Genomic DNA, 7,641 nt, shown 5'->3' with positions numbered 1-7,641 from the left:
TCGTAACCCTCAACTCTGAGGGTAAATCTGTCCGTCGGAACGAATCCGCTCTTGTCCCCGATTCCCGAGTCGAAGATAACTTTAGCTCCTTTATGCGGAGGAATCGATATGAGCAAATCGAAGCTCTCTTCTTCTCCTTCGAGCGTAATTATTTTTCTGTTCTTCGCGTCGACCTCTATCGGATTGAAAAACGTTCTGTATTCGATTCCTCTCTCCTCAAACATGCGCTCAACCATTTCGGCAACGGGATCCATCGTAAAAACCTTGTTTATGGGGTACGTGTAGACTATTTGGCTCCTGTCTCTGATTCCATGAAGCTTTAAAAAGTCGTGGAGCATGAACGTAACTTCTATCGGAGCTACTGGACATTTATGAGGGACTCCCATAACACTCACAACGATCTTTCCTCCAGCGAAGTTCGCTAAAGCTTCTCTAAGTTTTACCGCTCCCTCGTAATTGTAGAACCAGTAGCCAGCCTCTGTCAATCCGGGGATTTCTTCTGGAACGACTCGGCTGCCTGTAGCTATGACAAGATAATCGTAATCGTAGCCGTTCTTGTCGGTGTAAACTTTTTCGTTGTCGAGATCTATTTTGGTTGCAGTCTCAATCTTTAGGTCAATCAGCGGATCCACCAAGTACTTTATCGGCATGAAAATGTCCGATTCGTACAACCTGTTGAAAATTAAATACAGTAACCCGGGTTCGTAAAGCTGTTTATCTTTATCAGAGATTAGAGTGATCGAGATCCTCTTTTCTCTGATTTCATCTCTTAAATGACTCGCGAGGTAGTTGGCTGTGAGAGTCCCAGCTACCCCTCCTCCAACTACCACTATTCTTTTCATGGAAATCACCTAAAAAATTGGAGGATTACTTCGTCTTTCTTACGACTATCCTCCAGTATCCGTCCTCTTCGAACACTCCTATGAGTTCGTGTCCCGCTTTCTTGACCCACTCGGGAATGTCCTTGGCTGAACTTTTATCGCTCGACCAAACTTCAATTACCTTTCCAACTTCTTCTTCCTTGATCGCTTTTATCAACTCCATTAAGGGACCGGGGCAGTAACTTCCCCTTGCGTCTATTACTCTATCCGATTTTACCTCCATTCTCAACCACCTCCAAAAATTTAGATAAAGAGTACTTTTGCATCCTCAACCATTCCAAGGAACTCAGAAACTCCCACTACATCGTCGAAGACGTCAACGAACTCGTCCAAGTTAAGTCCGAGCATGTCCATTATCATTCCGCAGGCGTAGATTTTCAGGTTTCCTACCTCCTTGGCTTGCTTTAGGGTGTCGATGAAGAGCGGAGCTCCTTTCTCTATCATTCCCTTTCCGAGTTCTCCCATCTTCCACGCTTTCTTCTCAACCACATCTTTCTTGAAAGCCATCAATCCGTCCATCGTTGCGAAGATCAACACTTCCGTCCCAAGTGTGGAGGCGACGCTTGCTATTATGCTTGCGGCTTGCACTTTTTCAAGCTCCCCGCTTGCCAAAACAATTGCCAACTTACCCATTTTCACCACCAATATTCTCTTTCTAAGAAAAGCTTTAATAAACCTTCTCGGTTTGTGGAAAACCGACAAAAACCGCTTATTAATTATGCAAAAAGTTCTCGAAAGCGAATTACACAAACGAAAGAAAGTTATCGGGTGTTTAACTTCGTTAAGTTTTATCGATTTGTATATTATCTCATTATGATTAATTTTTCAAAGGTTCTTTGAGTAAAGCCCTTCAGCGTAGTAAATAATGAGTCAAATGAAGTTATAATTTATAACTGGTATGTCTTAAAATGTTCAAAATGCTGCAAGAGGTGAAATCGTTGGAAACGCACGAAGAGAACTTATCCCTTTGCGTATACCACAAAGCTAATAAACAACGCTATGACAAATGGTTATGTCTCAAAAATCCTAAAATTTGTGGGCCCGTGGCTCAGCCTGGTTAGAGCGCGCGCCTGATAAGCGCGAGGTCCGGGGTTCAAACCCCCGCGGGCCCATGCATATAACACTTTCGCCCTGCTAGTTTTCGGGAGGAAGTCTGAACTGCTGGAAGTTTCAAATCATTTTAGCAGGTTCCGAAACCTTTCTGACACATTCAGTGACATCTCAGTGTCACTTAAAATAAAATAAGGCAGGAGACACGCCTTCACCTGCTAGTCCTCGTATGCTGATCATGCGGAAAACTCGAACCCCTGAGAGCACGGGAGCTATAAAGCTTCAGGAGACTTTTGAGTTCCTTCACGAGCTTGCATTTGCTGCAATCAGGTTTCTCGGGCTCGACGGTTCTGTAAATCCTGAAGTAGTATGATACAGTTTTCCTTGATGACCATGTCTTTATAAGCAGTCCCGATCTCTCCAGATAGCTCAGAACCCTCGACAGAACCCTGCCCATTGAGCTGCTGTCGATTCCCTTTATCCCGCTTTCTTCATCTCCCCTGAAACTTCTGCACCTCTTTGCGATATCTTTGATGGTTCTATATCTAACAGGTTTTTCCTCTGCAAGTCTTAATGCAAGTTCCGCACACTTGCGATAATCGACATAGCCCACATGCTTTCTGACAAGATTTACTATATCTTCCTCTAAAAGAACGGGCAGTTCGTCCTCTATTTCTCTCCAGAGCTCGATCGCTCTGTCAACAATAGACTCAAAGGAATCACGTTTTTCACCTCTTGCATATAGAATCAGCAGCACCATTTGATTGTATTTGTCAAAGATTTCAGGGTTCTCGCAGTCCTTCTTCAGCTCCTCCGGCAGCCTGTAGTTCCATCTCACCAGCTTCCCGCTCTCCATAACCTCGCGCAGGATATCTGCAAACCTCTTCTTTGCTTTAGACATGTGCTGTACATAGTTCTCCTGAAATTAGGAAAATTGTTGTAGAAAACCTACAACAAAAGTTAAGTACCGCCTCTGCAAAGTAATCACCTCAAAATGCACCGCCCCATCAGCAGATGGGAGAAAAAGTATAAGATGCTTAAAGCGCTAAACATATTCGGAACCCTGAACCAGCGAGAGCTTGCAAGAAGAACCCAACTCCACGTCGATCAGGTTTCAAAACTTCTACCAGATCTTGAAGAGGTAGGGTTCGTTGAAAGAAAGACAGGGAAAGGTCGTGAAAAATCGGTGAGGCTTACACCTGAAGGAAAGAAGCTTGTTACCTTACTTGAGTTTTCCAGAGAATGTCTTCCGGTTGGAGAGTACGGTAAAGGAAGCGTACTGGAAAAGTACAGCGACGAAAAAGGTAAATGCATAAATGTTGACAGAGATTCAGAGTTCTCCTTCCCAGAAATGCCCAACACAATGATAGAGCTCGCAAAATCCGGTGTAATGTCAGAAGTTGGGGTAAAATTAAACACGAAAAAAGACAGACATGCCAAGGATGCACTTGAAAGGGTTCTTAGAGAGTCCATGGATGTTCTCATAGTCCCTGAGCCTCTGGTTACGGGAAAAGATGAATACCGGAAAATTGTCGACCCAGAAAATGCTATCAGGAAAACCGAAGTCATATGCAGGATGGGCACGTCTCTACTCTACCTAGTGGAAATTTCTGATGATAAGAAAAAACCAAGAGATCTCAACATGCTTGGAGGTGCTGCAGCAGAGGAATACGTTGCACGGGTTGATAAATCCTTTTTGAAGTCTTATTTGCGAAGAGGGTACAGATACGAGAGTGTCGATAGACCAGAAGAGCTCTTCCAGATCGGTGTGGAAAGTTTGGAAAGCGAGAGACCAGTGTATATCTTGGTAAAGCCTCCTCAGAACATAATATTCAGGATGCTAACGTTTCTAGAGTCTCACAGTCAAAAAGGATCTGGGAAAAAGGATGGAATAAAAGTGAGGAGAATTTTACCATATAAAGAACTACGGGACTGCATAATAGCGAGGAAACAGTTCGTTGAAGAACACTTTGATGTAGTGCTGAAAATCGGAGAAATTGCCGAAGTGCATGAAAAAAACCTAGGATTCAAAAAACTTGGATATGACGATGTATTGAGCAGGAAGCCTGAAGAAGCTAATCCCATCTACAGGAATTACTCTGCTCTTATCCAGTTGGATCTTCTCTGCAAAACTTCCAGAAAGTCTGCTAGAGAGGTCAGAGAGCTTTCAGAACTACTGGAAGTTTACAGGAAAAACAGACTGGAGCTAGCCTCAAACATTCTCGACGATAAGCATCTCAAGAAATATCTCTTTGAAAAAGTAAAATCGTCTCAGATTGAGCTATACAGTTCATGAGAACAAATCTGGGGGTTCGCTCTCGAGAGCTCTCTTAAAAGTTTTCACCACAAAAGATGGAAGAAGCATGATGTAGTTTGCTTTAAGATCACACTCAGCCAACTTGGGAGGGATTTCATCCTGAAAGAAATAGTAATCCTTTGAAACCTTGTAGCTGCTACCGTAGAGAAACAAGCGGTAGCCCCTTGGAAGTTTATACAATTTGTGTTCGACAATATCGCTTTCACAGAAAGTTTCGAGGGTGATGTCCTTTCTGTGCATCTCTTTTACTATCTGTGGTGGTTTGTAAACTTTTCCCTCTTTCCTTCTTTTTACATAGGATCTAAAATCTATAAACGGATAGCTGCAAAAATTCCAGTTCCTAGTATGCTTTCCACCTTCTGATAGATCTACTATGGCTGAGATTTCCGCTTCCTCTATTGCCCTTTTGGCATAAGCCTTGAGATCCAGAGGGGAATACCACTCACCATAGGATATTTCAACAATATCCTCGGGCTCTTCAGGCATCAGCTCTTTAAGAATAGCCTCCGGTTCAGGAACCTCAAAGTATACAAATTTTCCCTCGATTTCTTTTCGTGCTGTATACTTATCCCTCCAGACATCAATAATTCTCGTGGTAATGTTCAAAGGAGATAATTCACTTGTCTCTTTTTTGTAAAGTTCGAGATACTTCTTCACTTCCTCTCTCTCACTCGTAGTAAATTCCCATGGGGGCTTTTCAAATCCTGAAAACACATAAAGTGCACCGAGACTGCGCGGATCTTCGTCCCGAGTCTCATGCATTTCCAGAGCCCTACCAACTCTTTTGGGTATATCAACCAGTACTGTGCGTCCGATGGCTCTCAATATTTTTATGGAACTTTCGAGATCTACAAGATACTGGCTGCATTCCTCCAGTCTGTCTATTAAAGGGTCCGCAAAGTAGTCCGAAGAAAGAGGGAAACGGAACAATTTTTCGGGGATTACATTTATCAAGGTTACACAGGTTGCGTAGCCCCTTTTGAAGGGCGGTGTCTTCTCGTTTAGAAATTTTTCTACAATGAGTTCCTTTCCCAGCTTGTAGAGCTTTTGCTTGATGTCCTCGAAACTGAAGCTGCGTGCATAAACTTCGTTGCATACTCTTTCAGATTCATGAAAATAGGACTCAAGATCTGTTAAAACTTCTCTGCACATCTTCTCATAATGCTCGAAAATTGCTTCGGCATCTCTCAACAACTTCTCTGCATGATAGCGGTATAGCTTCTTTTTGCTCATCAGTCATCACCGGAAATTTTTACTGAAATAAATAAAACAAAGAAAAACTTTAAATCCTTAAAAACGATTTCAGCGTACTTTTTCAAATCCTGAAGGTTTGGCGATTTCATACCAGGCCTGAAAGAGTTTTTGCACAAGTTTTGCGGGGGTTTTCCGCGGGAATTGTTGTGTTCTCTATTTTCGGTCTAATCGCAAAGCTTTTCGCATAGTGACCTACCGTTACTTATCCTGTCTTTTTCCAGTTTATCCCTGAAGAAAGTCAGTTTTTCTGGGGGTGATGAAACTTGAGGAGAGTTGTGAAGGTGAAGGTCGGACCTGAAACGGTTGAGGTGGGGGTGGACGAGAACACAACAGTGGGAGATGTAAAAAGGCTGCTGGGACTTGAAAAGGAGGGAAGGTGGTTTGTGGTGAGCGGTGACGTCACCGTCCCTGATGACATGAGGGTGCTTGAGGCTTTCGACTATGGGGACGGTACCCTTAGACTCCTGCCCTGTTACTAAACCTTCATTTTTTGATTTTGATGACGTCACGCCCCTCTTCGCGTCTCTCCACGCTTCTTGAACATAGGGATCGAAATATTACTGAGGCGATGGCCCATGGGAATGGAAGGAAGAAGAGTGGTCTATGTGAGAATCGGAAACAGGAAGGAGCCGGTTGAGATAGACAGAAGAACAACCGCAGCTGACATACTGAGAAAGGTCGGAGCAGATCCGGAGAACTACATCCTTACCGTGAATGGAGCATCCAAAGCTCCAGAAGACAAGATCCTACCGCTGCTCACGGGAGATGACGATCTCAGGGTCTTCCCGAGAACTGAAGTCGGCTCCTTCCCAATTTTTTTGACAGGCAGAAGGAGGATGAAGCAGGAGGAGACACTTCTCAGGGAAATATGTTTCCATCCGATAGCGGAGAACGTTTTCAGGGGTGTTGTTAAAGCTGGAAACAGGGTTCTGGACATGGATGTGATATTCCCGGCAACTTTTCCCTATGCAAGACCCATGATACTGATATACGACCCCTGGTTCATAGGAAAGCACCCGTGCATAATCCCGAGAAGGGAAGGAATAGAGGTTCACTTCAGGGACGAAGAGTGGAAGCCCTGGATGCATGCTGTCGAGCTTGTGAGCAATACCGTGGATTTTCTGGAGAGGGTTACGAGAAGGAGTGGATACATATGTCCGCCGGACTTGGAGACATTCCTCAGTTTGCTCAGGAATTTAAGAAGGCGCTGAAGAACATGTTCGGCTACTTCCTGCTCTCGCTCTACCTCGCACCGCTTGCAGCCGGCGCTGCTGCAGCAAGGTTACTTTCCTTCTCCTTCAGGCTTGCTGAGAGACTCATAGAGGTTAAGCTCCCCGGAACAGAACCTGAGGTCAAGGAAAGGGTATTCGGGAAGGACGAGCTGATAATACCGACCACAGTACTCTACGAGGCTTTCAGGATTCTGAGGAAGCACGGAAGGTACGGAAGAGAGTGGATAGTTGCTCTGGGTTATCAGGAGATCAATGGCATGAACATCGTCACGCACGTTCACGACACATTCTGCCCAGTTTCGCTTCCTGCGAGCGCCAGAGCTGACGAAGGGGTGATTTCAAGAATCCTTAGCTTCTACGAGAGGTGCGGGGCAAAAATAGCAGGGTTCGCGCACATACACCCATGGGACGCGAGAAGTGTATCGCCGAGCGCAATCGACATTAAAACGCATGCACTCTGGGAGGAGCTCTACGACGGAAAATTCATAGGAATAGTCTTCACGAACTCCGGGGTTTTTAGGATATTCCACGGAAGGCGCTGCAAGTTCAGGCCAGTCATTGCAGGAGATGGTGTGAGGAGGATTGAAGGTGATCTCTATGCCCTCGAAGCGTGAGCTCTTTCTGGACAGGGCGATAAGGATCCCGTGGTTCAGGGAAGAGAGGATGAGAGAACTCACGGTTACTGTGGTTGGAATAGGGAACATAGGCTCGCAGTTGGTCATCGCGCTCTGCAGCCTCGGTATTGGGGGAGCGTATCTGCTGGACAAGGATATCGTCGAGTACACAAACCTTCAGAGACAGATAGTCTACGGAAAGGAAGATATAGGCAGGCCTAAAGCTGATGCGGCTGCTGATTTCGTGAAAAAACGCTTTGAAGATCTTGACATCGATGTCAGGGGAATTGCAT

Annotated in this window: 10 protein-coding genes and 1 tRNA gene; 6 read left to right on the top strand and 5 right to left on the bottom strand. The window is 44.8% G+C overall.

Annotated elements, in window-relative coordinates; genetic code table 11:
* The 3 genes from F7C14_RS06360 to F7C14_RS06350 all read right to left on the bottom strand — a co-directional run.
* The coding region (locus F7C14_RS06360) for an FAD/NAD(P)-binding oxidoreductase (protein ID WP_290901017.1) at window positions 1-842 on the bottom strand (842 nt) is incomplete at its 3' end.
* A gap of 25 nt (window positions 843-867) precedes the next feature.
* Window positions 868-1,104, bottom strand: a complete 237-nt coding sequence (locus F7C14_RS06355; protein ID WP_012966902.1) for a sulfurtransferase TusA family protein — start codon at window positions 1,102-1,104, stop codon at window positions 868-870.
* Between the two features lie 20 nt (window positions 1,105-1,124).
* Entirely contained in the window at window positions 1,125-1,514 is a 390-nt protein-coding gene (locus tag F7C14_RS06350) for a DsrE/DsrF/DrsH-like family protein (protein WP_290901014.1), read from the bottom strand.
* A gap of 404 nt (window positions 1,515-1,918) precedes the next feature.
* On the opposite strand from F7C14_RS06350, the gene F7C14_RS06345 reads away from it, so the two are divergent.
* Window positions 1,919-1,993 (top strand) — tRNA-Ile (locus tag F7C14_RS06345).
* A gap of 149 nt (window positions 1,994-2,142) precedes the next feature.
* On the opposite strand, the gene F7C14_RS06340 is transcribed toward F7C14_RS06345, so the two are convergent.
* On the bottom strand, window positions 2,143-2,832 hold the full coding sequence (locus tag F7C14_RS06340; RefSeq protein WP_290901011.1) for a hypothetical protein: 690 nt from the start codon (window positions 2,830-2,832) through the stop codon (window positions 2,143-2,145).
* 132 nt (window positions 2,833-2,964) lie between these two features.
* On the opposite strand from F7C14_RS06340, the gene F7C14_RS06335 reads away from it, so the two are divergent.
* The gene (locus F7C14_RS06335) at window positions 2,965-4,227 is read left to right on the top strand and encodes a MarR family winged helix-turn-helix transcriptional regulator (RefSeq protein WP_290901008.1); all 1,263 of its coding nucleotides are present in this window, start codon (window positions 2,965-2,967) and stop codon (window positions 4,225-4,227) included.
* Here F7C14_RS06335 and F7C14_RS06330 read toward each other — a convergent pair.
* Window positions 4,222-5,481 carry a hypothetical protein gene (locus F7C14_RS06330; protein ID WP_290901006.1) on the bottom strand — a complete coding sequence of 420 codons (1,260 nt, stop codon included), beginning with the start codon at window positions 5,479-5,481 and terminating at the stop codon, window positions 4,222-4,224. The two genes, F7C14_RS06335 and F7C14_RS06330, sit on opposite strands and share 6 nt — an antisense overlap.
* 284 nt (window positions 5,482-5,765) lie before the next feature.
* Here F7C14_RS06330 and F7C14_RS06325 point away from each other — a divergent pair, with 284 nt between their 5' ends.
* From F7C14_RS06325 to F7C14_RS06310, 4 genes are all read left to right on the top strand, one after another.
* Entirely contained in the window at window positions 5,766-5,981 is a 216-nt protein-coding gene (locus F7C14_RS06325) for a hypothetical protein (RefSeq protein ID WP_290901005.1), read from the top strand.
* Between the two features lie 96 nt (window positions 5,982-6,077).
* Complete coding sequence (locus F7C14_RS06320) at window positions 6,078-6,713, top strand: hypothetical protein (RefSeq protein WP_290901004.1); 636 nt, start codon at window positions 6,078-6,080, stop codon at window positions 6,711-6,713.
* On the top strand, window positions 6,656-7,348 hold the full coding sequence (locus tag F7C14_RS06315; RefSeq protein ID WP_290901003.1) for a hypothetical protein: 693 nt from the start codon (window positions 6,656-6,658) through the stop codon (window positions 7,346-7,348). The genes F7C14_RS06320 and F7C14_RS06315 overlap by 58 nt, the downstream gene beginning before the upstream one ends.
* Window positions 7,332-7,641: ThiF family adenylyltransferase (locus tag F7C14_RS06310; RefSeq protein WP_290901002.1), on the top strand; the 310-nt coding region annotated here is incomplete at its 3' end. The genes F7C14_RS06315 and F7C14_RS06310, both read left to right, overlap by 17 nt.

The organism is Ferroglobus sp. (assembly GCF_015521575.1).
In the GTDB taxonomy this organism is placed as follows: domain Archaea; phylum Halobacteriota; class Archaeoglobi; order Archaeoglobales; family Archaeoglobaceae; genus Ferroglobus.
Note: the sequence above shows the minus strand (reverse complement) of the source record. Positions and strands in the feature narration are given on the sequence as shown.